Genomic DNA, 23,041 nt, shown 5'->3' on the forward strand with positions numbered 1-23,041 from the left:
CGCGGCGGTAGCGTGCTGGGCATGACGATTCTCGTGACGGGGGCAACCGGGAACATCGGCAGAATGCTCGTCGACCACCTGCTCGCGCGGGGTGCGACGGACGTCCGGGCCCTCACGAATCATCCTGACAAGGCGCAACTTCCGGGCTCGGTCACCGTCGTCGAGGGATACCTCCGCAGACTCGACAGCCTGCCCGCGGCGTTCGAGGGCGTCGATTCCCTCTACCTCGCACCGACTCCCGACACCGCCCCGGACGCGCTCGCCCTGGCGAAGCAGGCCGGGGTCCGGCACGTCGTCGACCTGTCCGGTCCTCACGACGGCCATTGGGGTGACGTCGCACGGGCCGTCGAGGCGTCCGGCATCGAGTGGACGCACCTGTGGCCCGGCGAGTTCATGGAAAACGCGGGAATCCTGGCACCGCAGATCGCCGCAGGAGACACCGTGCGTGAGCCGTACCCGACGGCGGCGAACGCGCCGATCGCCATGAACGACATCGCCGAGGTCGCGGCCGTCGCTCTCCTCGAGTCCGGGCACGTCGGCGCGTCGTACGAACTCACCGGCCCCGAGACGATCACCCGCGCCGAGATCGTCCGACAACTCGGCGCCGCCCTCGGCCGAAACATCGAGTACCGGCAGGTGTCGCTGGACGAGGCCGTCGACGTCCTGACGCCGGCGATGGGGGAGTACGCACGCTGGTACCTGGAAGGGATGGCGAGCCTGGTCGACGCTCCCCAGCAGGCGAACCGGCTCGTCGAACAACTCACCGGACGCCCCGCCACCGCGTTCGCGCAGTGGGCGTCGGCGCACGTCGACGAGTTCCGCTGAGGCCTCAGCGGGTCGGGGTGAGCGCGATGACGGGGATCGGCCGATCCGTCTTCTTCTGATAGTCGCTGTACCGGCCGTGGTTGATCGCGTTCATCGTCGCCCACATCCGGTCGTAATCCGGGTCGCCCGGCAGAACCTTCCGCGCCGCCACGGTGATGTGGTCGCGGCCTACCTGGATCTCGCAGGTCGGCGCGGCCAGCACGTTGTGCATCCACGCGGGCGACGTGGGCGCACCGCCCTTCGACGCGACGACCAGAAAGCGCGCGCCGTCGCGGCCGTACGTCAACGCGGACGTGCGCGGTTGCCCGGACTTCCGGCCGACACTGTGCAGCAGCAGGGTCGGCATCCCGAACAGCAACCGATGCCCCACCCATCCGCCGCTGCGTTCGTAGACGAACTGATGCAGCTGAAGGGCTTTCACGAACAAGTCGGCCACGGCGTCCTCGTCTCGGCACTCGGAACAGATCGTGCCCACACAGTAGACCGTCGTCAGGCCCGGCGAACTGCGTGCAGAACGGTGTCGTGAACGGTGACGGGTTGGCCCTCGGGGTCGTGCGCCTCACGCGAGGGTGCCGCCGACACCAGGATGTCCCACTCCGCGGGGTCCAGTACCGAAGCGACCTGTTCCGGTGCGAACAGCATGTCGGGAACATTGGGCCGCCCGACGGACGTCTCCAGATCGGAAGGGTGATGTCCGACGACGAGAAGTCGCCCGCCTCGTCGGACCGCTCCGGCGAGGCGACGGTGCAGGGTCTCGCGGGCAGGCCCAGGCAGGTGCATGAAATGTGCCGACACCAGGTCGAATCGGTGGGTCGGCGGCTCCCACTCCAGGATGTCGGCCTGCTCCCACGTCGTCCGGTCCGCGATGTCGGCGCCGGCTGCGGCGGCCCGGTCGGCGGCACGTTCCAACGCCACCGTGGACACGTCCACTCCGGTGACGTTCCATCCGCGGGCCGCCAGCCAGATCGCGTCCGCGCCCTCGCCGCTGCCCACGTCCAGGGCGCTGCCCGGGGCTACATCCGCGACCTGCTCGACGAGGTGCGGGTTGGGGTTGCCGCTCCACACCGCGGTCGTCGAGCGATAGCGCTCGTCCCAGAACTCCTGGCTGAAGAAATCGGTCATGTCCGGTGCCTGCTCGTGGGTCATGCTCCCACTGTGGCCGCCGGGCCCGCCGAACAGGGAATCCCGTTGCCGGAGCGGCAACCGATTACGGGCTGGAGAACGTGTAGATGCGGCAACCGCTCATGTTCGCCGCCGACACGACCCCGTCGGCTCGCGCGTAGTCGCCCTTGGAGGCAAGGTTGTTCGCGAGGGCGGCCTGATCGTCGCAGAAACTCTGGTCCGTCGGGTTGGCTGGGGGATTGCTGATGTAGGTGTCGCCTGGTGCAGCCACCGCAAAGGGTGCCGGACCGACGAGTGGGACGGCCGCTGCTGCAAAGGCAATGGAGGCCGCCGCGACGATTCGGCGGATCATCATGCTCCTCCGAAGGGGGTCCGAATGGTTGCTGTTGAGACCATCCTGCACCGATCCGTCGTCGGCGACCAGACCCCTAGGGGTGGAAAATCCAACACCTCGACCTGCCACCGCCGGCGAAGTGGGGGTCACGCGTCGTCCAGGGCTTCTTGGACCCTGTTCGCCGCGACCACCGGATTCTCGTGTTCCCAGATCCGCACCACCGTCCACCCGGCGTCGGTCAGCCTCGTGTCGGTGTCACGATCGCGGGTGACGTTCCCGGCGAGTTTCTCGGCCCACCACTGCGCGTTGTTCTTCGGGAACGTGGCGTGCTGCGGGCAGCTGTGCCAGAAGCACCCGTCCACGTACACGGCCACCTTCCGTCGCGGAAACACCAGGTCGGCGCGCCGCCGGACGCCCTTCATCGGCGCGCGGTCCACGTAGTACCGGACCCCGCGCCGGTGCAGTTCCCTGCGGAGTGCGAGTTCGGGTGCGGTGTCGCGACGCCGCTGCGCCCGCATCCGGGCGCTGGTCGCGGGATCGGTGGCGGGCATCGCGGGTCCGTCCGCTACGCGGCGGCCTCGGGGAAGCCGCCCATACGGTCGAGGTGGCTCTCGACGTCGTCGATGAACCCGGGAACGAAACGCAGATTGCCCATCCGCGCCCGCTTCAGGAAGCCGGCGGTCGCGCGGGCCGACAGCAGCCGGGTGTCCTCCAGGAATCCGCTGAGATCCTCGTACGGCTCCTGCACCGGCCACGTCGAGGTGTGCACCCGGAACGCCTGACGATTGCTACCCCACGCTGCCACCGGCCACGCGTCGCCGGGCTTCATCGGCGTCTCGATACCCCGCTCGTAGTCCGCCGGCTCAAGCAGACGCCGACCGACCCACGACGCCATCCGCACACTCACCGCGTTGCCGACGAGCTTCCACCGATGACTGTTCCGCAACCCGGGGACCAGCGCGGCGGGCGCCGTCCAGTCGGGGTCGAAGCCCTGCAGGCGTTCGGCGTCCACGAGCCCGGGCGTCACGATCTCGCCCGACGGCAGTCGCACGGCGGGCGGGCTCGCGATACCGACGGACGAACCGCCCTTCAGCGTGGGGACCGCGTTGACCGCCCACCCGAGACCGCGGGTGCCCTCGGTCCAATAGAAACCGCACGGGAAGTCGGCATGGTCGTCGACGGGGCGTTCCCCGGCGTCCTCACCGAACAGCACCGCGCGGGGGTCCTCGGTGCGCGAGGCGAGCATCAGGACCCGCTGGCGGCGCTGAGGGAGCCCGAACGCGCGCGCATCGACCACCCGGTACGCCCACGTGTAACCGAGGTCCTCGAGGGCGTCCGTGATATGCCTCATAGCCGCCCCGCGCCCCAGCTGCAGCATGAACGGCACGTTCTCGATCAGGAGCCAGCGCGGACCCTTCTTCCGCTTCACCAACCGGAACACCTCGTCGACGAGGCCGGAACGCGAACCCGTGATACCGGCGGTCCGGCCCGCCTGCGAGAGGTCCTGGCACGGGAACCCGGCGGCGACGAGTTCGATGTCCTGGGGGAGGGAACGCAGCTTGGTGACGTCGGAATGCACAGGGACGTCCGTGAATCGGGTACGCAGAACCGCCTGGGCGCCCGGGTCGATCTCACAGAGCAGTTCGGTGTTCCAGCCGTGCTCTCTCAGACCCAACTCGAGCCCGCCGATACCGGCGAACAGGCCCACCATGCTCCCGGTTGACGTCACGGCACCCTTCCTCACGAACCAGTCACCCGAGAACGTTACTCGAGAACTGTGCCTGCTTTGACCAACGACCCGTGAGTACTTGTTAACCGCGGGGGGTTAATAAGTACTCACGGGTGGCGAAGCCACATAGACTTCGTGTAGGTGGGAGCACAGGGAGGCGCCATGATCTCGGGTTTCCGGATCTCGGGTTTCCGGAACCGGTCGCACCTCCTGCGCGACGCCCAGGGCAGCGGCCTCGTCGAAGCGTTCGTCATCATCGGGATCGTCACGATCCTGCTCACCCGCGCCTACCTGCACCTCACCGGCTACCCGCAGGTCGGGGGTTCGTCGCTGCACATCGCGCACGTCCTGTGGGGCGGGCTCGGCATGGTCGTGGCTCTGGTGACCGTGTTCTCGTTCCTCGGGATGAAACCGCGCGTCCTGGGCGTGGTGATCGGCGGCATCGGGTTCGGGTTGTTCCTCGACGAGATCGGCAAGTTCGTCACCAAGACCAACGACTACTTCTACCGGCCGTCCGTCGCGATCATGTACGTGGTGGTCGTCGTGTTGCTGCTGGTCAACCGGTCGCTGCACGACGTCCGGCCGCCGACCCCGACGGAGGACGTCGCCAACGCCGCCGCCATCGCGCTCGGCGGCCTGGACCGTGGTCTGGACCACGTGCGCCGGGAGCAGGCGCTGGCGCAACTGCGCCGGGCGGCCGCCGCCGGCGCGGACGAGGCGACGCTGACATCGGTTCGGGATCTGCTCGCCCACTGCCCGGACCGGAACGGCCGGACCGTGCCCACGGCCCGGGAGCTGGCCCGGCGCGCTACCCCCGCCTTCGCCAAGGGGCCCGGCATGCTGTGGACCGCGGCCGTACTCCTCACCCTGTTCTCCACCCTGGGACTGCTCAGCGCCGTGGTCACGCTCGACGAGGACCTCCGCGGCGACGAAGGAACGGACATCACGACGGTCGGCCAGCTCACCGGGTCCGCGATCGCGTTCGTCCTGTGCTGGTCGGCGATCGTGCGACTGCGGAACGGGAAGCTGTGGCCGTTGCAGTTCCTGCGGGCCGCGGCCCTGGTCACGGTGTTGCTCACCGAGGTGTTCGACTTCGTCGCCCAGGAGTTCGGGGCATTGCTGAACGTGGCGGTCGGACTCGGCGCCCTCGTCGTCTTCTCGTCGCGCATCGCGGTCACGGAACGAGCCCGGGCATTGGCTCTCGACAACTCTGCTGCAACGAAACTCGGCCCGTTGCCACCCCGGGAGCCGTCGTCGCTTACCGTAGACAGGTGAGCATCCAAGCCTCCGGTGCCTCGACCTGGCCCGCAGTACTGACGTGGCGGGCGGACAACGCACCCCGAATGGAATCGGTGCGCGTCCAGCTCAACGGCGACCGCATCAAGGCAGCAGGCCGGATCATCGGCGGCGAGTGCCCCGAGCATCCGGCGTTCAGCGCGTCCTACGACCTCGTCACCGACGAAAGCGGCGTCACCCGCCGGCTGTCGCTGCGGACGTCCGTCGCGGCCGGTGAACGGCAGATGTCGATCAGCCGCGACGAAGAGGGCACGTGGATGGTGGAGCACGGCGCCAACCACCAGCGGTCCACGTTCGACGGCGCCCTCGACGTCGACATGGTGCTCAGCCCGTTCTTCAACGCCCTGCCCATCCGGCGGTACGGACTGCACCTCGGATCCGAGGACGTCGAGGTCCCCGTCGTCTACGTGAACCTCCTGGACCTGCGGGTCGAGGGCGCGATCCTCACCTACAGCAGCGGTCCGGACGGCATCCACGTGCTGTCGCCGGTGTCGAGTTCCTCGGTGACCGTCGACCGCGACGGGTTCATCATCGACTACCCGGGCCTGGCCGAACGGATCTAGGCGGCGCAGCCGCCCGTGCGCCTTTTTGGTAGCTCCGGCAACCAGAAAGGCTCACAGGCGGCGGAGCCGCCCTCCCCGCCGACCCGCATCACGCATGTCGTCGATCCAGCCTTCGCGGCCGGGAACGATGCCGGTGATCTCCCACGTCTCCTGGTTGTCGTACGTCAGGCGAGCGGTGTGGCCGGCCTCGACGAGCGTCGCCGTCGACGACTGTTCCGCCAGTTCGGTCCGCGCGTCCTGCAGCAGTACCAGCGCCTCGTCCAGGGCGATCAGCAGGGCGTCCCGGTTGCCTTCGCACATGGCCCGGACGAGTCCGGGAGCGCTGCCGGCCACGCGGGTGCCGTCGCGGAACGAGCCGGCCGCCAGACCCAGGGCGAGCGGTCCGCCGCGGGCACCGGTGATCGCGAGGGTTTCGGCCAGTAGGTGCGGCAGGTGCGAGATGCGTGCGACCGCCCGGTCGTGTTCGGCGGACTCGGCGGGTACGACGACGGAACCGCAGTCCAACGCGAGTTGCGCGACCTGTGTCCAGATGGCGGGGTCGACGCCGTCGTCGGTGCCGACCACCCATACGGCTTCCCGGAACAGGTCGGCGCTGCCGACGCTCCACCCGGACGCCGACGTTCCCGCCATCGGGTGACCGCCCACGTAGCGGTCGGCGAGTCCCTGACGGGCTGCCGCCGCCGCGACCTCCGCCTTGACGCTGACGACGTCGGTGATCGAGCAGTTCGGGGCGTACAGGGCGATCGCGGTGAGGGTGGCGGCGACGGCGGGCACGGGGACCGCGATCACGATCAGCGCCGACTCGGCCGACGCGCGCTGGAGCACCGCGACCAGATCGGTGTCGGCGTCGAAACCGTCCGCCCGGGCGGCGTCGACGGACGGCGCGGATCGGTTGTGACCCCACGCTTCGCGGCCGGCCCGGACCGCCGCACGCAGCAGTGAACCGCCGATCAAGCCCAGGCCGAGCACGCACACCGGAGGTGCGGAAGGGGTATCAGACACCCGAACAGGTTGGCACATTCGAGTGCGGACTTCATTTACCGGCACCCCGCGGGCTACCGTTGCGCTCATGGGTGCACAGCGCGCGGAAAACAACAGCGCCTCCTCGGATCGGGCAGAGGATCTGGAGGGCTTCGGTGTCGCGGTAGTACACGAGGACGGCCGGTGGAAGGTCAAGGCCCTCACTTCGGCTGCTCTGACCAGTCTCAGCGTCGCGGAGGAGGAGCTTCGGGCCCTCCGTAGCGCGGGCGCGTTCTTCGGTCTGCTGGACGTGGACGACGAATTCTTCGTCGTGCTCCGGCCTGCGCCGTCGGGAACGCGTCTGCTGCTGTCCGACGCCACCGCGGCCATCGACTACGACATCGCCGCCGACGTCCTCGAGGCGCTCAACGTCGAGGTCCCGGACATCGACCCGGACGAACTCGACGACATCGAGCCGTGGGAGGAAGGCGACCTGTCGCTGCTCGCCGACCTCGGTCTGCCCGAACCCGTTCTGGCTGTCATCACGTCCGAGACGGACCTGTATCCCGACGAGCAGCTCGGGATGATCGCGCAGCGGCTCGGGTTCACCACGGAGCTGGCCGGGGTTCTCGACAAGCTTCCCCGGTAGTTCCACGCGCCGTGACTCTTCAGGACGACGAGCGGATGATCCGCGCGGCGATCGAGGCGGCCCGGGCCGCCACCGACGCCGACGTGCCCGTGGGTGCGGTGGTGTTCGACGCCGACGGTGTGGAGGTGTCGCGGGCCGTGAACTCGCGGGAGGCGATGTCGGATCCGACGGCGCACGCGGAGATCATCGCGTTGCGGGCCGCAGCGCGGGTGTACGGCGACGGGTGGCGCCTCGAGGGGGCGACGCTCGCGGTGACGCTGGAGCCGTGCACCATGTGCGCGGGTGCGCTCGTGCTGGCCCGGATCTCCCGGGTGGTGTTCGGGGCATGGGAGCCGAAAACCGGTGCGGTCGGCTCACTGTGGGATGTGGTCCGCGACCGCCGTCTCACCCACCGACCGCAGGTCAGGGGCGGTGTTCTCGAGGACGAATGCGCCGGCATCCTCGAAGACTTCTTTCGTGAACGGCGCTGACCGGTTTCAAACTCTTTCGTGGGGTACTCGACACTATGTGGCCGGGTCCGCATGACCCGTGCTTCTCTGGAGACAGGCGCCGACGAGGCGCCGCCGGACCCGTCCCCGGGTTCGAAATCGGATTCACGGAGGTATCTCGTGGGAATCGCAGACAAAGCTTCGAACAAGGCGGAAGACCTCAAGGGCCAGGCGAAGGAAGCCACCGGCAAAGCCACTGGCGATCCGGACCTGCGCGACGAGGGCAAGGCCGACCAGGCGTCCTCGGCGGTGAAGGATGCCGGCGAGAAGGTCAAGGACGCCGCCAAGAACCTCAAGGACAAGCTGAGTTAAACGGCTTCACCTGGCGATTTCGGGCTCGGGCGTCACATCCGGTAAAGTCACCGGCGGTGGCGTGTCCGAGCGGCCTAAGGAGCACGCCTCGAAAGCGTGTGACGGGTAACCCCCGTCCGAGGGTTCAAATCCCTCCGCCACCGCCAAGGCTCCCCACCTGCACACGCAGGTGGGGAGCTTTTTTGTGTATCCGGGCCGGGGATATTCGTTAGCGTGTCCTGGAGGGAAGGGGCAGGCGACATGCGCATCGACTCGACGGGCAGAACGGCGCTGGTCACCGGATCGACGCAGGGCATCGGCGCCGCGATCGCAGCGGGCCTCGCCCGCTCCGGCGCGCGGGTGGCGATCAACGGCCGCACCGAGAAATCCGTGGGCGAGGCGATCGAACGACTGCGGGCCGAGGTCCCGGACGGCGAATTCGTTCCGGCGGCCGCCGACGTCACGACGGACGAGGGCGCGCGGCGGGTCCTGGAGATCGTTCCGGGTGTCGACATCCTCGTCAACAATCTCGGGATCTTCGGCTCCCAGCCGGCCCTGGAGATCGACGACGCCGAGTGGCGGCGTTACTTCGAGGTGAACGTGCTGTCGGCGATCCGGCTGACCCGCCTGGTCCTGCCCGGCATGGTCGAACGGTCCTGGGGCCGGGTCCTCGACATCGCCAGTGACTCCGCGATCGTCATTCCCGCCGAGATGATCCACTACGGGATGTCGAAGACGGCGCTGCTGGCGGTCTCGCGGGGCTTCGCGAAAGAGGCGGCGGGGACGGGGGTCACGGTCAATTCGGTGCTGGCCGGCCCCACCCACACCGGCGGTGTGGAGGATTTCGTCTACAGCCTGGTCGACACGGACCTGCCGTGGGACGAGGCGCAGCGCGAGTTCATGAGGAAGTACCGGCCGCAGTCGTTGCTGCAGCGCCTCATCGAGCCGGAGGAGATCGCGAACATGGTCGTGTACCTCAGTTCGGCGCAGGCGTCGGCGACCACCGGCGCCGCGGTGCGGGTCGATGGCGGCTACATCGATTCCATCGTCCCGTGACCGACGTTCACAGCCCTCTCCCAGGTCGTACCGAGTGACATCCATTGAAGCTGCAACTAGCCTGATCTCATGAAAAAGCTGTGGTGGTTGGTCGGCGCAGTCGTCATCGTCGTGATCGCGGTGCTGGTGGGCCCGTGGTTCTACGGCCAATTCATCGCAGAGGACGACGCACCGGCGGCCTCGGTGTCGACCGAGGGCGCGGAGGCGGCCACCGGAGTGGTCGACGGGGAGTGGACCGTCACGCCGGGGCAGGGTTCCAATCAGACGGCCGCGGGGTACACCGTCCACGAGATCCTCAACGGCGCGAGCGTCACGGTGGTCGGGTCGACGGGCGACGTGACGGGCAACGCGACCGTCGAGGGTGAGAAACTCACCGCGGGCGAGGTGACCGTGCAGGTGGCGACCATCGCGACCGATCAGTCCCGCCGCGACAACCAGTTCCGCGGCAACGTCATGGACACGGGCACGTTCCCGACCGCCACGTTCACCGTCGATTCCCCGGTCGATCTGTCGGGGCTGCCTGCGGACGGTTCCGTGGGAACGGTCACGGCCCAGGGAACGCTGACCCTCAAGGGGCAGTCGCGTCCGGTGACCGTCGACATCGACGTGCTGCGTTCCGGCGACGACCTCATCGCCTCGGGCAGCATCCCGGTCACCTGGACGGACTTCGGTGTGACGCCGCCGTCACTGGGCTTCGTGACCGTGGACGGCAACGGCACGGTCGACTTCCTGGTCAGCTTCGCGCGTTCCTGACGGCGCCCACCCGGGCGGCCCGAACACGTAGCCCAGCTTGTCGCGCCACGAGGACGCCCGGCGCCAGTCCCGGACGATGGCACCGTATTCGCGGGTCTGCAGCTTCCAGATGTTGTAGGTGCCCACCGGTGTGGTGAGTCCGTAGGTGGGGCGGTGGGTTTCGGGTTGGAACGTGCCGAACATCCGGTCCCACACGATGAGGATGCCTGCGTAGTTGCGGTCGAGGTATTTGGGGTCGCAGCCGTGGTGAACGCGGTGGTGCGAGGGGGTGTTGAACACGAACTCGACGGGCCGGGGCAGCGTGTCGATGCGCTCGGTGTGGACGAAGAATTGGTAGACGAGGTTCACGGAAAATCCGATGAGCACCATCCACGGCGGAATGCCGATCAGCGGCAACGGAATCCACATCAGGATTTCGGCGCTGTTGTTCCACTTCTGGCGGAGCGCGGTGGAGAAGTTGAAGTACTCACTCGAATGGTGCGCCTGGTGGGTGGCCCAGATCAGGCGGATGCGGTGCGCCATCCGGTGATACGCGTAGAACAGCGCGTCGACGCCGAGGATGAGGATCACCCAGGTGTACCAGGCGTCCGCGGGTAGGTGCCACGGCGCGAGGTACACCCAGATGGCGGAGTACCCGATCAGGGCCAGTAGCTTCCAGAACGTGGTCGTCAGGATGGACACGGCGCCCATCGACACGCTCGCCCGCGCGTCGCGGCGCTCGTAACCGCCGCGCACCGGGCGGGACCGTCCGTCGGGGTCGAATGTCGCGTCCTCGAGGTGCCGGGCTGCGAACCATTCGATGGCGAGGAACAGCACGAACGCCGGGATGGCCAGCGTCACCGGCTCGTGCAGGGGCGTCAGCAGCGCCGAATTCCACGCCGACGTCACGGTCTCCCACATGCTGCTTCCTCCACACAAGACGATCGTCCAGTTCAATGTACCTCGGAGTGACACGCATCACTATTCGCCCCGGTCTGAAGAGGCAAACAAAGTGCTCATTGGATGCGCACTTTGCCGCGGAGAATGAATTCCGTCAGCAAGAACCGGATCAGTCGAAGGGATTCATCATGTTGCGAGGACTCACCACCGTCAGCCTCTTCGCCGACGACATCGCGGCGGCCCGCGATTGGTACAGCGCTCTGCTCGGTATCGCCCCCTACTTCGAACGCCCCGACTCCGAGAACCCGGCGTACATCGAATACCGGATCGGGGACTACCAGCACGAGCTCGGCATCATCGACCGTCGATACGCACCGCACGCAGCAGCGGACAGCCCGTCCGGCGTGGTGGTGTTCTGGCACGTCGACGACGTGACCGCCGCCGTCGAGAAGCTGCTGTCGATGGGGGCGAAAGAGCATGAGCCGCGCACCGAACGTGAGTCGGGATTCGTCACCGCCTCGGTCGTGGACCCGTTCGGCAACATCCTCGGCGTCATGTACAACCCGCACTACCTGGAGATTCTGGGTTCGCGCGGCGAAGCGTGAGTTGCCCGTTTTCATACTTGGATGGTAGGAATTCGGTGTGCACATCACCGCAAAGGTGGACTACGCCGTGCGGACGCTGATCGAACTGGCCGCTGCCGGGCCGTCCCCGTCCAAGGCCGAGTTCCTGGCACAGTCGCAGACCATTCCGCACAAGTTCCTCGAGGCCGTCCTCGCCGACCTTCGGCGCGGGGGACTGGTCAACAGCAGACGCGGACCCGACGGCGGCTACTGGCTGGCCCGACCCGCCGAGGACATCACGATCGCCGACGTCATCCGGACCGTCGAGGGTCCGCTCGCGTCGGTGCGGGGGGAGCGCCCCGAGGACGTCGACTACTGCGGGCCGGCCGCCAAACTGCAGGACGTGTGGATCGCCGTGCGGGTGAACCTGCGGGCCGTCCTCGAAAACGTGAGCCTCGCGGACGTGGCGAACGGGCAGCTGCCGGGTTTCCTCACCACGCTGACGTCCGATCCGGGGGCCTGGGAGCGTCGCACCCGGCCGGCTACGACGGCTGACGAGGGCGCAGCGCGCGGCTGATCGTCCGGCCGGCCGCACGCACCAGCGGGACCAGTGCGTTCAGCGACGCATTTTCCGCCGACACCACCAGCGACACGGCCGCGACCGCCGCTCCGGGACGCTCGAAGATCGGTGCCGCAACGGAGACCGCGTCCATGGTCACCTGACGATCACTGATCGCGACCTCGGATCGGCGGATCTCGGCGAGCGTCCGCCGCAGGACGACGGGGTCGGTGACGGTCCGCTCGGTGAACTTCTCGATCGGCCCGCTCAGCACCTGCTCCTGCACGTCGGCGGGCATGTACGCGAGCAGGGCAAGGCCGATGCCGGACGCCGTCAGCGGGAACCTGCCACCGACGCGGGTCTGGACGGGCACGGCCTTCTGTCCGGCGATGCGTTCGACGAACACGACCTCGGTGCCCTCGGCGATGCCGAGCTGGACGTTCTCCCGCGTGATCTGGGACAGGTCCTCCATCACCGGCATCGCCAGCTCGCGCAGCATCGTGCCGCGCGGGGCGAGCGACGCGATCTCCCACAGCTTGAGCCCGACCGTGAAGCGGCCGCTGCTGTCACGTTCGAGGGCGCCCCATTCGATGAGGTCGCTGGTCAGCCGGTGCACGGTGCTCAGCGGATATCCGGACTTCCGCGACAGATCGCTGAGGGTCAGCCGCGGTGTGGACGGGGTGAAGAGCTCGAGGAGCCGCAACGAGCGAATGGTCACCGATCCGGTGATCGCCATTGCTCGTTCTCCGTCTCACAGTTCCAGCGTCAGGCGTGGACAGCTCGCACGCGAGACGCAGATCATCATGGTGTCGTTGGCAGCCTGCTCGTCCGCTGTGAGCAGGGAATCCCGGTGATCGACAGTACCGCCGAGCACGGCCGTCTCGCAGGTTCCGCAGGTCCCTTCCTCGCAGGACGACAGGACCTGGACGCCGGCGGCGGTGACGGCCTGCAGGATCGACTGCTCGGGTGCAACCGTCACGGTCTTGCCGCTCAGTGTCAGCTCCACCTCGAACCCCTCGGCCCGAACCGGTTCCTCGAGATCCTTGGCCGCGAAGCGCTCGATGTGCAGCGCGCCGGACGGCCAGCTGTCGCAGTGACCGGTGACGGCGTCGAGCAGCGGCGCCGGCCCGCAGCAGTAGACGAGGGTGTTCTCCCGAACGTCGCCGAGCAGCCCCGGTAGGTCGATGAGGCCGTGCTCGTCCTCGGGGTGCACCACCACCCGGTCTCCGAACCGCTCGGCGAGTGCGTCGGCGAACGCCATCGAACTGCGGCTGCGTCCGCCGTAGACGAGGGTCCAGTCGGCGCCGGCGTTCTCCGCGGCGTGCGCCATGGTGAGGATCGGCGTGATCCCGATGCCGCCCGCGACGAACACGTACCGCGGTGACGGCTCGAGCTCGAAATGGTTGCGCGGTCCCCGGACCGTGACGCGGTCGCCCTCGCTCAGCTTGTCGTGCACGAACTGCGAACCGCCGCGCCCCATCGCCTCCCGCAGCACGGCGACGCGCCACGTCCCGGTCTCGGCCGGGTCGCCGCACAGCGAGTACTGGCGGGTGAGCTCCGGCGTCAGCACCAGATCGATGTGTGCACCCGGCGTCCACGCGGGCAGGTCGGCGCCGGAAGGGTCGCGGAACTCCAGGACGACGACGCCGTCGGCGCCGGTGGTCTTGGTGGTCAGCTCCAGCTCGAGCACGGGTTCGGGTGGGATAGGCATGGCGGTTTCTCCGGGTCAGACGGGAACGGGAGCGGATTCCGGCGCCGCGGGCAGCGTCGTGGCGGGCACCGGCGGATCGGCGGGATGGTGTCCCTCGGGGTGGGCGAGCAACCACTCCCAGAGGGCGGCGGGTTCTTCCGCGACGTGGCGCGCGCCGCAGTGGCACTCGCCCTCGAGCAGGTCCGAGCCCGGAAGCCAGACGATGCGCATCACGTTGGCGCCGCGGAGCATCCTGGTCGGTTCCACGGCTCAGCCCACCGCCGCGGCGGTCACGGCCTGCGGCGCGTCGACCAGCTTCTTCAGGATCCGGCGTGCGCCGAGGCCGCCGGCGTCGATGTTGATCGACAGCTCCTGGTAGCCGTCCTTTTCCGTGTCGAGCGCCTTCTGCAGGATGTTCAGCGCCACGACGTCCTGCATCACGACGGTCCGGTTGTTCTCGGCCAGGAACGTCGTGACGGCGTCGTCGCCGACCGCGAAGTCGCGGGCCACGGCCCAGAAGTCGAGGGTGGAATTCTCCGTCGACGGGGTGATCGCGTACACGATCTCGCTGTGGAACGCGTGCGGGTCGGAGCCGTCGTCGCCGGGCAGCGGTGCGCCGATCGGGGCGATGCGGCTGTGCAGCAGGTACAGGCACGGGGGCGTGTACTCGATGTCCTGCCAGCGGGTGATGCGTCCCTCGATGCCGGTGGACTTGGAGTAGAACGGCGGGCACTCGGCGTCGTCCATGTGCCGGGACACGTAGATGACGTTTCGGTCCTCGTCGATCTCCGTGGTGATCGGGGTTTCCGCTACCTCGGGGGTGCCGATGTAGCCGCCGTGCAGGTACGTCTCGTGCGACAGGTCCATCAGGTTGTCGACGAGCAGGCCGTAGTTGCAGTCGATCGGTTCCATGCCGCTGACCACGGTGTAGTCGGGGGAATCCATCCACGGTGCGCGGGGGATGCGGGTGGGATCGCCCTGCTGGGGGTTCTGCGGGTCGGCGATCCAGACCCACACGAACGAGTCCTGCTCGACCACCTGGTACGAGCGCAGCCGGGCGGTGCGGGGAACGCGCGCCTGGCCGGGCACGAACACGCAGCCGCCGTCGCTGCCGTAGGTGAAACCGTGATAGCCGCAGACCACCTTGTCGCCGTCGAGCCGGCTCGGCGCCTCGGACAGCGGGTACCGGCGGTGCACGCACCGGTCGCTCATCGCAACGGCCTCGCCGGCCTCGGTCCGCCAGAACAGGATCGGCTCCTCGCAGATGGTGCGGGAGAACAATTCGCGTCCGACCTCACAGCCGTAGGCTGCGACGTACCACTGGTTGCGGGCGATCGTGGACATGGGGCCTCCGGAATATGCTGGGCTGCTGCGTTATTCGTGACGCCAGACTCGGTGAGGCGTCAGCGTCGTCTCCACCACTGTGCGGCACCGGAGGTGATCCACCACACTCGGTTTCCGAATGTCGGAAGGGTTTCGTCAGGGCTTGCGGACGAGGTAGGCGAACATCGTCACCGACATGTGGAAGTCGCCGCTGCGGGCGGCGGCGTTCAGCTGCTCCAGCAGCTCGGCGCTCTGCGCCTCGGTGATCGCCCCCTCGGCGATCGCGGCGGCCGTCATCATCTGGACGAGTGGGCCGGTCACATCGCCCGGATCCTGGATCAACGCCTCCGTGCCGATGTCCTCGACGACGAGCCCGGCAGAGGTGAGCTGCCCCGGGAGCCGCCGTCCGGAGTGCGGGTTCGCGGTGTGCGAGAGCATCACGTCCATGATCTTCTGCAGGACCAGGGGATCGCCGGGGTGCATGATCGCCGTGCCCCAGTCGCTGTCGACGATGACACCTCGCCCGCCCGGTCGCAGAACTCGGGCCACTTCCGCCGCCGCGCGGTCCGGATCGCTCAGGTGCTGGAAGACCCGCTCGCTCCGCACGACGTCGAGGCGGTTGTCGGGGAACGGCAGCGAATAGGCGTCGCCGATCACGAACTGCGCCGTCGAGCCCTCCTCCTCGGCCCGCTCCCGGGCGAGGAGGGCCATGCCGGGATTGGGATCGAGTCCGATCGCGCGACCCGACGGGGTGACCGCGGCGGCGAGGGCCCGCGTCTCCGACCCCGTGCCCGATCCGAGGTCGAGGGCGCTCTCGCCCGGCCGCACGTGCAGGGCGGCGAGCGACCACTCGCGCAGTCGCCGGATTCCCGGGCGCGCGGCCTGCAGGTCGAGGACTGCGGCGAGTTGGTCCAGGGCGGCGCGGTCGATCTCGTCCGCCCGGAACGACAGCGGCGCCGTCGGATCGGACATGAATCCACCGTAACGCCGAGGTGACTCCCGACACAGTGCTGCGCGGGCTGTGGGCAAGAACATAAAAGTTGCACTGTCGCGCAAATTTGCAGAGCTCTGCAAGTTCTGTACCGTCGGTGTAGTGATTTCGGAAATCGGACTGCGGGACCGCAAGAAGGCCGCCACGCGCGCAGCCCTCAGCGGCGCCGCCGCACGCCTGGCCCGCGCACTGGGCATCGAATGCGTCACGGCCGACGCCATCGCGTCCGAGGCGGGAGTCTCGACTCGGACGTTCCACAACTACTTCTCCAGCAAGGAGGAGGCGGTACTCGCGCACTTCGAGCAGTCCGTCCACGACTGGGTGGACCTGCTCCGCGCCCGCCCCGAGGACGAGCCGATCTGGGATTCCCTCGAGCACGTGGTGATCCAGATCGTCACCGATCCGGCGAAACCGCTCGAAGAGACCGCGGTGATGATGGAACTCGTCGAGACCAGCCCCGCACTGCTCGCGAAGAAACTCGAAGTGCACCTGCGCGTCACCCGTCTGGTCGGTGAGGTGATCGCCGAACGCACGGGCACGAACATCGACACCGACCTCTACCCCAACCTGCTGCACCTGGCGGTCGGATCGGCGTGCAAGGCGTCGCTCGACCTGTGGATGAGCGGCAAGTCCGGTGCGAGCGGACCCGAAGAACTCGTCCGCGACGCCATGCGCCAACTCCGTCAGGGAATCCCGCAGCCGTAGCCGGCTGCCCCGAATCACTCTTCGTTCCACCGACTCAGAAGGAGCCTCTCGTGGCCACCTATCTCTATCGGATCGGCAGATTCGCCTACCGGCGAAAAGGTGCGGTCCTCAGCGTCTGGTTGGTGATCCTGGTCCTCATGGGCGTCGGGGCGGCAACGCTGTCCGGGCCCACGAAGGACTCGTTCTCCATCCCGGGCACCCCCGCGCAGCAGGCGCAGGACCTGATGGCCGAACGGTTCCCCGAGGCCGCGGGCAGCGACCCGATGAACGCCGTCAGCGCGCGTTACGTGTTCGCCGCTCCCGAGGGGCAGACCCTCGAGAGCGAGCAGAGTCAGCAGGCGATGGACGCGGTGCTCGCCAAGGTGCGCGGCATCGACCAGGTCCAGGACGCCGCCAAGGTCGATCCCGCCACCGCCTCGGGCGCCGACGCCGCGAAGGCAATGGTCAACCCCGTCACCGCGAACGAGCAGCTCGTCGAGATGGCGAAGTCGACCGCGGCCGACAAGGGAATCAGTGAAGACGCCGCCGTCGCGAACGCGCAGGCGCTGTCTCCGCTCAACGCCGACAAGACCGTCGGCTACGTCGAGGTGCCGTTCAAGGGCGGCATGGGCGACGTCGACCAGGCTCTGCGCGACCAGATCTCGGCCGCGGCCGACGCCGGCCGCAACGCCGGACTGACCGTCGAGATCAGTGGCTCCGCCGCCAACGAAGCCGAGCCGCCCGGCGGCGCCACCGAACTCGTCGGTATCGGCGTGGCCGCTGTCGTGCTCGCGCTGACGTTCGGTTCGCTGGTCGCCGCGGGTCTGCCGTTGATCACCGCGATCATCGGCATCATGATCGGCAGCCTCGGAATCACCGTCGCCACCGGCTTCACCGACCTCAGCTCGATGACCCCCACGCTGGCCATCATGATCGGCCTGGCCGTCGCCATCGACTACTCGCTGTTCATCGTGTCCCGGTTCCGACACGAGCTTTCGCTCACCGACGACCGCTCGGAAGCGGCCGGACGTGCCGTCGGCACCGCCGGTTCCGCCGTGGTGTTCGCCGGTCTCACGGTGATCATCGCCCTGATCGCGCTCCGCGTCGTCGGGATCCCGTTCCTCTCCGACATGGGTGCGGCCGCCGCGTTCACGGTGTTCATCGCCGTCTCGATCGCCTTGACGCTCCTGCCCGCGATCCTCGGGCTGTTCGGGAAGAAGGCGTTCGCAGGCAAGATCCCGTTCCTCAGCAGTCGTGACCTCGAGGACGACGAGGGCAAGCCGAGCCTCGCCCTGCGGTACATCAGTGCCGTGGTCCGCAGGCCCGCGATTCCGCTGATCGCCGGAGTCGTGGTGCTCGGGGCGCTCGCCATCCCGGCGACCGGCCTGAGCCTGGCCCTCCCCAGTGAGGGCACCGGCGACCCCGCCACCAGCTCCCGGCAGGCCTACGACCTCGTGAGCGAAGGCTTCGGACCCGGCAAGAACGGTCCGCTGCTCGTCGTCGTCGACGCCAAGGACGTCACCACCGGCACGCCGTCGGCGGCGTTCGGGGAGGTCGTGAAGACCATCACCGCGCAGGACGACGTGTCCAACGCTCAGGTCGTCGGCGTGAACAAGGCCGGCGACACCGCGCAGATCCTGGTGACGCCGAGCAGCGCCCCCAGCGATCCGGCGACGATGGACCTGGTGAACAACATCCGCGGTGCGGAGGCAGAGCTGCACGACTCGATCGGCGTCAACTACGGCGTCACCGGGCAGACCGCGCTCGAAGGCGATGTGTCCGAGACGCTGCAGGACGCGCTGATCCCGTATCTCGCGGTGGTCGTGGGCCTCGCCTTCCTCCTGCTGCTGCTGGTGTTCCGCTCGGTCCTCGTGCCGCTGACGGCCACACTCGGCTTCCTGCTCAGCGTCGCGGCCACGTTCGGTGCCACCGTCGCGGTGTTCCAGGAGGGCTGGGGCGGCATCATCTCCAACCCGCAGCCGATCGTCAGCTTCATGCCGATCTTCCTGATCGGCGTCGTGTTCGGTCTCGCGATGGACTACCAGGTGTTCCTGGTGACCCGGATGCGGGAGGAATACGTCCACGGCGCGACCGCGAAGCAGGCCGTCACCGTCGGTTTCAACCACGGTGCCCGGGTGGTCAGCGCCGCCGCGGTCATCATGATCTCGGTGTTCGCGGCGTTCATCGCCGAGCCGAACTCGTTCATCAAGTCGATCGGTTTCGCCCTGGCGGCGGCCGTGTTCTTCGACGCCTTCGTCGTGCGCATGGTGATCATCCCGTCCGTGATGGCATTGCTCGGCGACAAGGCGTGGTGGCTGCCGAAGTGGCTGGACAAGATCCTGCCCAACGTCGACATCGAGGGCGAGAAACTGAAGAAGGTCCTGCACGACGCGGACGAGCCGCTGCAGCCCGTCCGGTAGGCGCTTCGCGCCCGTGCGCCTTTCTGGTAGTGCCTGCTACCAGAAAGGCGCACGGGGCCGGAGGCCCCCGAAAATCCGCGGGCCTGCGGTCGTTTCTGTTGGTAACCTTCGGACATAATGATGACCCGCCAGGATCGCTGCCCATGTTGAATGCCCTGCTCACCACGTACCTCCGCCCGTACAAGCGGGACCTCACGGCGGTCGTCCTGTTCCAACTCGTCGCGACCGCGGCAGCCCTGTACCTGCCCAGTCTGAACGCCGATCTCATCGACAACGGCGTCACCAAGGGCGACACCGGGTACATCCTGTCCACGGGCGTCATGATGCTGCTCGTCACCGTCGTGCAGATCATCTGCTCGATCGGTTCGGTGTTCTTCGGCGCCCGCGCCGCAATGGGTTTCGGGCGCGACGTGCGCCGCGCCGTGATGCATCAGGTCGGGAGCTTCTCGTCCCGCGAATTCGGCCGCTTCGGCGCGCCGTCCCTGATCACCCGCAACACCAACGACGTGCAGCAGGTGCAGATGCTCGTCGTGATGAGCTGCACGATCCTGGTGATGGCGCCGATCATGTGCGTCGGCGGCGTCGTGATGTCGATCCGCGAGGACGCCGGGCTCGCCTGGATACTGGCGGTCACCGTGCCGGTACTCGCGCTGTCCATGGGTTTCGTGATTTCGCGGATGGTGCCCGCGTTCCGGGAGATGCAGACCCGGATCGACGGGGTCAACCGGGTGCTTCGTGAGCAGATCACCGGTATCCGCGTGGTGCGGGCGTTCGTCCGTGAGCGCTCCGAGGTGGCGCGGTTCGGCGACGCGAACGAGCAGCTCACCCAGACCGCCCTGCGGGTGGGCAGGCTGACGGCGGTGATGTTCCCCCTCGTGATGGTCATCGCGAACATCACCAGCGTCGCCGTCATCTGGTTCGGCGGTCACGAGATCAACAGCGGCACCATGCAGGTCGGCTCGCTGACCGCGATGCTCAGCTACATCATGCAGATCCTGATGTCGGTGATGATGGCGTCGTTCATCGCGATGATGGCCCCCCGCGCCACCGTCTGCGCCGAACGCATCGGCGAGGTGCTCGCCACCGATTCCACCGTCGTGCCGCCGGTCGACGCAGTCACCGTGCTGGAGAACCCCGGTGTGGTGGAACTGCGCGACGCCCAGTTCAAGTTCCCTGGTGCCGACGAACCGGTGTTGCGCGACATCAGCTTCCGCGCCGAGCCGGGCAAGACAACCGCGATCATCGGCGGCACCGGTTCCGGTAAGACGACGCTGCTGTCGCTGATCCCTCGCCTCATCGACGCCACGTCGGGTTCGATCACCGTGTCCGACACGGATGTGCGCCGCATCGACCTGGACGTCCTGCGGTCCGGCATCGGACTCGTTCCGCAGCGGCCGTACCTGTTCTCGGGCACCGTCGCCACCAACCTCCGGTACGGCAAACCCGATGCCACCGACGACGAACTGTGGCGGGCACTGGAGATCGCGCAGGCCGCGGATTTCGTCCGCGCCATGCCCGAGGGTCTCGACACTCCGATCGCGCAGGGCGGCACGACCGTGTCCGGCGGTCAGCGACAGCGACTCGCCATCGCGCGGGCGCTGGTCCGTCGCCCGTCGATCTACCTGTTCGACGACTCTTTCTCCGCCCTCGACCTCACCACCGACGCGCGGCTGCGTGCGGCGCTCAAACCCGAGACCTCGGACGCGTGCGTCATCGTCGTCGCCCAACGTGTCTCGACGATCGTGGAGGCCGAGCAGATCGTGGTCCTCGAGGACGGCGCGGTGGTCGGAATCGGCACGCACGACCAACTGCTCGAGACGTGTCCGTGTTACGTCGAGATCGTCGAATCCCAACGATCGGTCCAGGAAGCACTATGAGCGATCGCGCAACCACCACCACTGCCGAAAGGCCCGCCGGCCCCCGTATTCCGGGACCGGTCGCTCCGGGTGCCCCGGGGTCCAAGCCGAACGACCTGTGGCCGTCCACCAAGCGGTTGCTGAGGCGGCTGGGTCCCCACCGGATCGCCGTCGGCATCGTTTTCCTGGTCGCTGCCGTGTCGGTGGTGCTCACCTCGATCGCGCCGCGGATGCTCGGTCAGGGCACGAACCTGATCTTCGACGGCATCATCGGCGCGCAGTTGCCCGCCGGGATGTCGAAGGATCAGGCCGTCGCCGCACTGCGGGCCGACGGGCAGAACACGTTCGCCGACATGGTGTCCGGCATGGCCGTCGTGCCCGGTGTCGGTATCGACTTCAGCGCGCTCGGCCGGGTGCTGGCGATCGTGCTGGCCCTGTACCTGGGGTCGTCGGTGTTCATGTGGCTGTCGGGTTTCCTGCTGAACATCATCGTGCAGGGTGTCGTGAAGAATCTGCGCGCCGAGGTCGAACGGAAGATCCATCGACTTCCGCTGCGCTACTTCGACTCCCACTCCCGCGGCGACCTGCTGAGCCGGGTCACCAACGACATCGACAACGTCTCGCAGTCGTTGCAGCAGACGATGAGTCAGCTGATCGTGTCGGCGATGACGGTGATCGGCATCCTCGTGATGATGATCGTCATCTCGCCGCTGCTCGCGTTGATCGCGGTGCTGACGGTGCCGCTGTCGATCCTGGTGACGGCGCAGATCGCGAAACGGTCCAAGACCCACTTCGTGTCGCAGTGGAAGTCGACGGGAGTGCTCAACTCTCACGTGGAGGAGGCGTACACGGGCCACGAACTGGTCACCGTGTTCGGTCGCAGCCGTGAGGTGGAGGCCCGCTTCGAGGAGCAGAACGAGGCGCTCTACCAGGCCAGTTACCGGGCCCAGTTCATCTCGGGCCTGATCATGCCCGCCATCATGTTCCTCGGAAACCTCAACTTCGTGGCCATCGCCGTGCTGGGTGGCATGCGGGTGGCGTCCGGCACGATGAGCCTCGGCGACGTGCAGGCGTTCATCCAGTACTCGCGCCAGTTCACCCAGCCCCTCACTCAGATCGGGGCGATGGTCAACCTCATGCAGTCGGGTGTGGCGTCCGCCGAGCGGGTGTTCGCCATCCTCGACGAGGACGAGGAGGAGCCCGACCTCGCCGAAGCGCCGACGCCGGCCGAGCCGCGCGGCCGGGTGGAGTTCTCGGACGTGTCGTTCAGCTACTCGCCGGAGAAGCCGCTGATCGAGAACCTGTCGCTGGTCGCGGAACCCGGTCAGATGGTCGCCATCGTCGGACCCACCGGCGCCGGCAAGACCACACTCGTCAACCTGATCCTGCGGTTCTACGAACTCGACGGCGGCAAGATCCTCCTCGACGGTGTCGACATCGCCGAGATGTCGCGCGACGACCTGCGGTCCCGCATCGGCATGGTGCTGCAGGACGCCTGGTTGTTCGGCGGCACCATCCGCGACAACATCGCGTACGGACGTCCCGACGCCACCGAGGACGAGATCCAGGCGGCCGCACGGATCAGCTACGTCGACCGGTTCGTGCACTCGCTGCCCGACGGCTACGACACCGTCATCGACGAAGAGGGCAGCAACATCAGTGCCGGTGAGAAGCAGCTGATCACCATCGCCCGCGCGTTCATCTCGCAGCCGTCGATCCTGATCCTCGACGAGGCAACCAGTTCCGTCGACACCCGCACCGAGTTGCTCGTGCAGCACGCGACGGCGGTCCTGCGCAGCGATCGCACGAGTTTCGTGATCGCACACCGGTTGTCGACCATCCGCGACGCCGACCTCATCGTCGTCATGGAGGACGGTCGCATCGTCGAGCAGGGCAGCCACGACGACCTGCTCCTCACCCGCGGCGCGTACTACCGCCTCTACAACAGCCAGTTCGTCGGCGCCGAGGTCTGACGACTTGTGAGTACTTGTTAACCACGGGCGGTTGATA

At 67.8% G+C, this 23,041-nt stretch carries 26 protein-coding genes and 1 tRNA gene; 15 read left to right on the forward strand and 12 right to left on the reverse strand.

The window, feature by feature from the left end:
• The first annotated feature begins 21 nt into the window (after positions 1-21).
• Positions 22-825, forward strand: coding sequence for an NmrA family NAD(P)-binding protein (locus tag QM841_RS15790; RefSeq protein ID WP_283332694.1), 804 nt, complete (start codon positions 22-24; stop codon positions 823-825).
• Positions 826-829: 4 nt separating this feature from the next.
• Here the strand turns inward: QM841_RS15790 and QM841_RS15795 are convergent, their stop codons facing one another.
• The 5 genes from QM841_RS15795 to QM841_RS15815 form a co-directional block, all read right to left on the reverse strand.
• Positions 830-1,261: a nitroreductase family deazaflavin-dependent oxidoreductase gene (locus QM841_RS15795; RefSeq protein WP_164059604.1), complete on the reverse strand. Its 432-nt coding sequence runs from the start codon at positions 1,259-1,261 to the stop codon at positions 830-832.
• A gap of 53 nt (positions 1,262-1,314) precedes the next feature.
• The gene (locus QM841_RS15800) at positions 1,315-1,971 is read right to left on the reverse strand and encodes a class I SAM-dependent methyltransferase (protein WP_283332695.1); all 657 of its coding nucleotides are present in this window, start codon (positions 1,969-1,971) and stop codon (positions 1,315-1,317) included.
• 61 nt (positions 1,972-2,032) lie between these two features.
• The gene (locus QM841_RS15805) at positions 2,033-2,299 is read right to left on the reverse strand and encodes a hypothetical protein (protein WP_280781821.1); all 267 of its coding nucleotides are present in this window, start codon (positions 2,297-2,299) and stop codon (positions 2,033-2,035) included.
• A 128-nt stretch (positions 2,300-2,427) separates the two neighbouring features.
• Positions 2,428-2,832, reverse strand: a complete 405-nt coding sequence (locus tag QM841_RS15810; RefSeq protein ID WP_283332696.1) for a very short patch repair endonuclease — start codon at positions 2,830-2,832, stop codon at positions 2,428-2,430.
• Between the two features lie 14 nt (positions 2,833-2,846).
• Positions 2,847-3,992: a DNA cytosine methyltransferase gene (locus QM841_RS15815; protein WP_005561219.1), complete on the reverse strand. Its 1,146-nt coding sequence runs from the start codon at positions 3,990-3,992 to the stop codon at positions 2,847-2,849.
• A gap of 180 nt (positions 3,993-4,172) precedes the next feature.
• Here QM841_RS15815 and QM841_RS15820 point away from each other — a divergent pair, with 180 nt between their 5' ends.
• Both QM841_RS15820 and QM841_RS15825 read left to right on the forward strand, forming a co-directional pair.
• Positions 4,173-5,285: a hypothetical protein gene (locus QM841_RS15820; RefSeq protein WP_283332852.1), complete on the forward strand. Its 1,113-nt coding sequence runs from the start codon at positions 4,173-4,175 to the stop codon at positions 5,283-5,285.
• The gene (locus QM841_RS15825; RefSeq protein ID WP_005248751.1) at positions 5,282-5,869 is read left to right on the forward strand and encodes a putative glycolipid-binding domain-containing protein; all 588 of its coding nucleotides are present in this window, start codon (positions 5,282-5,284) and stop codon (positions 5,867-5,869) included. Before QM841_RS15820 ends, QM841_RS15825 begins: the two co-directional genes overlap by 4 nt.
• 51 nt (positions 5,870-5,920) lie before the next feature.
• Here QM841_RS15825 and QM841_RS15830 read toward each other — a convergent pair whose 3' ends face one another.
• Positions 5,921-6,889: a prephenate dehydrogenase gene (locus QM841_RS15830; protein WP_280781820.1), complete on the reverse strand. Its 969-nt coding sequence runs from the start codon at positions 6,887-6,889 to the stop codon at positions 5,921-5,923.
• Positions 6,890-6,938: 49 nt separating this feature from the next.
• Here QM841_RS15830 and QM841_RS15835 point away from each other — a divergent pair, with 49 nt between their 5' ends.
• The 6 genes from QM841_RS15835 to QM841_RS15860 all read left to right on the forward strand — a co-directional run bounded on the left by QM841_RS15835 (position 6,939) and on the right by QM841_RS15860 (position 10,066).
• Positions 6,939-7,478 (forward strand): tRNA adenosine deaminase-associated protein, encoded by a 540-nt coding sequence (locus tag QM841_RS15835; RefSeq protein ID WP_037228037.1) that lies wholly within the window; start codon positions 6,939-6,941, stop codon positions 7,476-7,478.
• A gap of 11 nt (positions 7,479-7,489) precedes the next feature.
• Entirely contained in the window at positions 7,490-7,948 is a 459-nt protein-coding gene (locus QM841_RS15840; protein WP_005561213.1) for a nucleoside deaminase, read from the forward strand.
• 138 nt (positions 7,949-8,086) lie between these two features.
• Positions 8,087-8,278 carry a CsbD family protein gene (locus QM841_RS15845; RefSeq protein ID WP_280781818.1) on the forward strand — a complete coding sequence of 64 codons (192 nt, stop codon included), beginning with the start codon at positions 8,087-8,089 and terminating at the stop codon, positions 8,276-8,278.
• Positions 8,279-8,333: 55 nt separating this feature from the next.
• Positions 8,334-8,424: transfer RNA gene (locus QM841_RS15850), tRNA-Ser, on the forward strand.
• A gap of 94 nt (positions 8,425-8,518) precedes the next feature.
• Complete coding sequence (locus QM841_RS15855) at positions 8,519-9,313, forward strand: SDR family NAD(P)-dependent oxidoreductase (protein WP_283332698.1); 795 nt, start codon at positions 8,519-8,521, stop codon at positions 9,311-9,313.
• 69 nt (positions 9,314-9,382) lie between these two features.
• Positions 9,383-10,066, forward strand: coding sequence for a YceI family protein (locus QM841_RS15860; RefSeq protein ID WP_283332699.1), 684 nt, complete (start codon positions 9,383-9,385; stop codon positions 10,064-10,066).
• On the opposite strand, the gene QM841_RS15865 is transcribed toward QM841_RS15860, so the two are convergent.
• The gene (locus tag QM841_RS15865) at positions 9,998-10,966 is read right to left on the reverse strand and encodes a sterol desaturase family protein (protein ID WP_283332700.1); all 969 of its coding nucleotides are present in this window, start codon (positions 10,964-10,966) and stop codon (positions 9,998-10,000) included. The two genes, QM841_RS15860 and QM841_RS15865, sit on opposite strands and share 69 nt — an antisense overlap.
• 167 nt (positions 10,967-11,133) lie before the next feature.
• Here QM841_RS15865 and QM841_RS15870 point away from each other — a divergent pair, with 167 nt between their 5' ends.
• Entirely contained in the window at positions 11,134-11,550 is a 417-nt protein-coding gene (locus tag QM841_RS15870) for a VOC family protein (RefSeq protein ID WP_280781814.1), read from the forward strand.
• Between the two features lie 37 nt (positions 11,551-11,587).
• Complete coding sequence (locus tag QM841_RS15875) at positions 11,588-12,085, forward strand: RrF2 family transcriptional regulator (protein ID WP_009477226.1); 498 nt, start codon at positions 11,588-11,590, stop codon at positions 12,083-12,085.
• Here the strand turns inward: QM841_RS15875 and QM841_RS15880 are convergent.
• The 5 genes from QM841_RS15880 to QM841_RS15900 form a co-directional block, all read right to left on the reverse strand.
• Positions 12,051-12,803 carry an IclR family transcriptional regulator gene (locus QM841_RS15880; RefSeq protein WP_283332701.1) on the reverse strand — a complete coding sequence of 251 codons (753 nt, stop codon included), beginning with the start codon at positions 12,801-12,803 and terminating at the stop codon, positions 12,051-12,053. The genes QM841_RS15875 and QM841_RS15880 overlap by 35 nt on opposite strands.
• 15 nt (positions 12,804-12,818) lie before the next feature.
• The gene (locus QM841_RS15885; protein WP_283332702.1) at positions 12,819-13,778 is read right to left on the reverse strand and encodes a PDR/VanB family oxidoreductase; all 960 of its coding nucleotides are present in this window, start codon (positions 13,776-13,778) and stop codon (positions 12,819-12,821) included.
• A 15-nt stretch (positions 13,779-13,793) separates the two neighbouring features.
• The gene (locus QM841_RS15890; RefSeq protein ID WP_105413956.1) at positions 13,794-14,009 is read right to left on the reverse strand and encodes a hypothetical protein; all 216 of its coding nucleotides are present in this window, start codon (positions 14,007-14,009) and stop codon (positions 13,794-13,796) included.
• A gap of 18 nt (positions 14,010-14,027) precedes the next feature.
• Entirely contained in the window at positions 14,028-15,101 is a 1,074-nt protein-coding gene (locus tag QM841_RS15895; RefSeq protein ID WP_283332704.1) for an aromatic ring-hydroxylating oxygenase subunit alpha, read from the reverse strand.
• Between the two features lie 135 nt (positions 15,102-15,236).
• Positions 15,237-16,052: a class I SAM-dependent methyltransferase gene (locus QM841_RS15900; RefSeq protein WP_283332705.1), complete on the reverse strand. Its 816-nt coding sequence runs from the start codon at positions 16,050-16,052 to the stop codon at positions 15,237-15,239.
• A 121-nt stretch (positions 16,053-16,173) separates the two neighbouring features.
• On the opposite strand from QM841_RS15900, the gene QM841_RS15905 reads away from it, so the two are divergent.
• From QM841_RS15905 to QM841_RS15920, 4 genes are all read left to right on the forward strand, one after another.
• On the forward strand, positions 16,174-16,776 hold the full coding sequence (locus QM841_RS15905; RefSeq protein ID WP_283332706.1) for a TetR/AcrR family transcriptional regulator: 603 nt from the start codon (positions 16,174-16,176) through the stop codon (positions 16,774-16,776).
• A 50-nt stretch (positions 16,777-16,826) separates the two neighbouring features.
• On the forward strand, positions 16,827-19,175 hold the full coding sequence (locus QM841_RS15910) for an MMPL family transporter (RefSeq protein WP_283332707.1): 2,349 nt from the start codon (positions 16,827-16,829) through the stop codon (positions 19,173-19,175).
• Positions 19,176-19,318: 143 nt separating this feature from the next.
• Positions 19,319-21,052 (forward strand): ABC transporter ATP-binding protein, encoded by a 1,734-nt coding sequence (locus QM841_RS15915; protein ID WP_283332708.1) that lies wholly within the window; start codon positions 19,319-19,321, stop codon positions 21,050-21,052.
• The gene (locus QM841_RS15920) at positions 21,049-23,004 is read left to right on the forward strand and encodes an ABC transporter ATP-binding protein (RefSeq protein ID WP_283332710.1); all 1,956 of its coding nucleotides are present in this window, start codon (positions 21,049-21,051) and stop codon (positions 23,002-23,004) included. Before QM841_RS15915 ends, QM841_RS15920 begins: the two co-directional genes overlap by 4 nt.
• The last annotated feature ends 37 nt before the right edge of the window (positions 23,005-23,041 follow it).

The organism is Rhodococcus sp. IEGM 1307 (assembly GCF_030056915.1).
Taxonomy (GTDB): domain Bacteria; phylum Actinomycetota; class Actinomycetes; order Mycobacteriales; family Mycobacteriaceae; genus Rhodococcus_F; species Rhodococcus_F opacus_D.

What these genes read in the sequence shown, in the direction of transcription:
- QM841_RS15790 (WP_283332694.1), top strand. Translation starts at nt 22, where the DNA reads ATGACGATTCTCGTGACGGGGGCAACCGGGAACATCGGCAGAATGCTC.
- QM841_RS15800 (WP_283332695.1), bottom strand. Translation starts at nt 1,971, where the DNA reads ATGACCCACGAGCAGGCACCGGACATGACCGATTTCTTCAGCCAGGAG.
- QM841_RS15805 (WP_280781821.1), bottom strand. Translation starts at nt 2,299, where the DNA reads ATGATCCGCCGAATCGTCGCGGCGGCCTCCATTGCCTTTGCAGCAGCG.
- QM841_RS15810 (WP_283332696.1), bottom strand. Translation starts at nt 2,832, where the DNA reads ATGCCCGCCACCGATCCCGCGACCAGCGCCCGGATGCGGGCGCAGCGG.
- QM841_RS15815 (WP_005561219.1), bottom strand. Translation starts at nt 3,992, where the DNA reads ATGGTGGGCCTGTTCGCCGGTATCGGCGGGCTCGAGTTGGGTCTGAGA.
- QM841_RS15820 (WP_283332852.1), top strand. Translation starts at nt 4,173, where the DNA reads ATGATCTCGGGTTTCCGGATCTCGGGTTTCCGGAACCGGTCGCACCTC.
- QM841_RS15830 (WP_280781820.1), bottom strand. Translation starts at nt 6,889, where the DNA reads ATGTGCCAACCTGTTCGGGTGTCTGATACCCCTTCCGCACCTCCGGTG.
- QM841_RS15835 (WP_037228037.1), top strand. Translation starts at nt 6,939, where the DNA reads ATGGGTGCACAGCGCGCGGAAAACAACAGCGCCTCCTCGGATCGGGCA.
- QM841_RS15855 (WP_283332698.1), top strand. Translation starts at nt 8,519, where the DNA reads ATGCGCATCGACTCGACGGGCAGAACGGCGCTGGTCACCGGATCGACG.
- QM841_RS15860 (WP_283332699.1), top strand. Translation starts at nt 9,383, where the DNA reads ATGAAAAAGCTGTGGTGGTTGGTCGGCGCAGTCGTCATCGTCGTGATC.
- QM841_RS15865 (WP_283332700.1), bottom strand. Translation starts at nt 10,966, where the DNA reads ATGTGGGAGACCGTGACGTCGGCGTGGAATTCGGCGCTGCTGACGCCC.
- QM841_RS15870 (WP_280781814.1), top strand. Translation starts at nt 11,134, where the DNA reads ATGTTGCGAGGACTCACCACCGTCAGCCTCTTCGCCGACGACATCGCG.
- QM841_RS15880 (WP_283332701.1), bottom strand. Translation starts at nt 12,803, where the DNA reads ATGGCGATCACCGGATCGGTGACCATTCGCTCGTTGCGGCTCCTCGAG.
- QM841_RS15885 (WP_283332702.1), bottom strand. Translation starts at nt 13,778, where the DNA reads ATGCCTATCCCACCCGAACCCGTGCTCGAGCTGGAGCTGACCACCAAG.
- QM841_RS15890 (WP_105413956.1), bottom strand. Translation starts at nt 14,009, where the DNA reads ATGCTCCGCGGCGCCAACGTGATGCGCATCGTCTGGCTTCCGGGCTCG.
- QM841_RS15895 (WP_283332704.1), bottom strand. Translation starts at nt 15,101, where the DNA reads ATGTCCACGATCGCCCGCAACCAGTGGTACGTCGCAGCCTACGGCTGT.
- QM841_RS15900 (WP_283332705.1), bottom strand. Translation starts at nt 16,052, where the DNA reads ATGTCCGATCCGACGGCGCCGCTGTCGTTCCGGGCGGACGAGATCGAC.
- QM841_RS15915 (WP_283332708.1), top strand. Translation starts at nt 19,319, where the DNA reads ATGTTGAATGCCCTGCTCACCACGTACCTCCGCCCGTACAAGCGGGAC.
- QM841_RS15920 (WP_283332710.1), top strand. Translation starts at nt 21,049, where the DNA reads ATGAGCGATCGCGCAACCACCACCACTGCCGAAAGGCCCGCCGGCCCC.